At 54.5% G+C, this 887-nt stretch carries 1 protein-coding gene; it reads left to right on the plus strand.

Annotated elements, in window-relative coordinates:
• Window positions 1–887, plus strand: an 887-nt coding sequence (tuf, locus tag NBA72_RS24125) for an elongation factor Tu (protein WP_022630287.1), incomplete at both ends; no start/stop codon positions are given.

Below are 887 nucleotides of genomic sequence, written 5' to 3' on the forward strand. Positions count from 1 at the left end.
CAGATGGACGGCGCGATCCTGGTTGTTGCTGCGACTGACGGCCCGATGCCGCAGACCCGTGAGCACATCCTGCTGGGTCGTCAGGTAGGCGTTCCGTACATCATCGTGTTCCTGAACAAATGCGACATGGTTGATGACGAAGAGCTGCTGGAACTGGTTGAAATGGAAGTTCGTGAACTTCTGTCTCAGTACGACTTCCCGGGCGACGACACGCCGATCGTTCGTGGTTCTGCTCTGAAAGCGCTGGAAGGCGACGCAGAGTGGGAAGCGAAAATCATCGAACTGGCTGGCTTCCTGGATTCTTACATTCCGGAACCAGAGCGTGCGATTGACAAGCCGTTCCTGCTGCCGATCGAAGACGTATTCTCCATCTCCGGTCGTGGTACCGTTGTTACCGGTCGTGTAGAGCGCGGTATCATCAAAGTGGGCGAAGAAGTTGAAATCGTTGGTATCAAAGAGACTCAGAAGTCTACCTGTACTGGCGTTGAAATGTTCCGCAAACTGCTGGACGAAGGCCGTGCCGGTGAGAACGTAGGTGTTCTGCTGCGTGGTATCAAACGTGAAGAAATCGAACGTGGTCAGGTACTGGCTAAGCCGGGCACCATCAAGCCGCACACCAAGTTCGAATCTGAAGTGTACATTCTGTCCAAAGATGAAGGCGGCCGTCATACTCCGTTCTTCAAAGGCTACCGTCCGCAGTTCTACTTCCGTACTACTGACGTGACTGGCACCATCGAACTGCCGGAAGGCGTAGAGATGGTAATGCCGGGCGACAACATCAAAATGGTTGTTACCCTGATCCACCCGATCGCAATGGACGACGGTCTGCGTTTCGCAATCCGTGAAGGCGGCCGTACCGTTGGCGCGGGCGTTGTTGCTAAAGTTCT

The sequence above is a fragment of the Salmonella sp. NW1250 genome (assembly GCF_051812965.1).
GTDB classification, from domain to species: domain Bacteria; phylum Pseudomonadota; class Gammaproteobacteria; order Enterobacterales; family Enterobacteriaceae; genus Salmonella; species Salmonella enterica.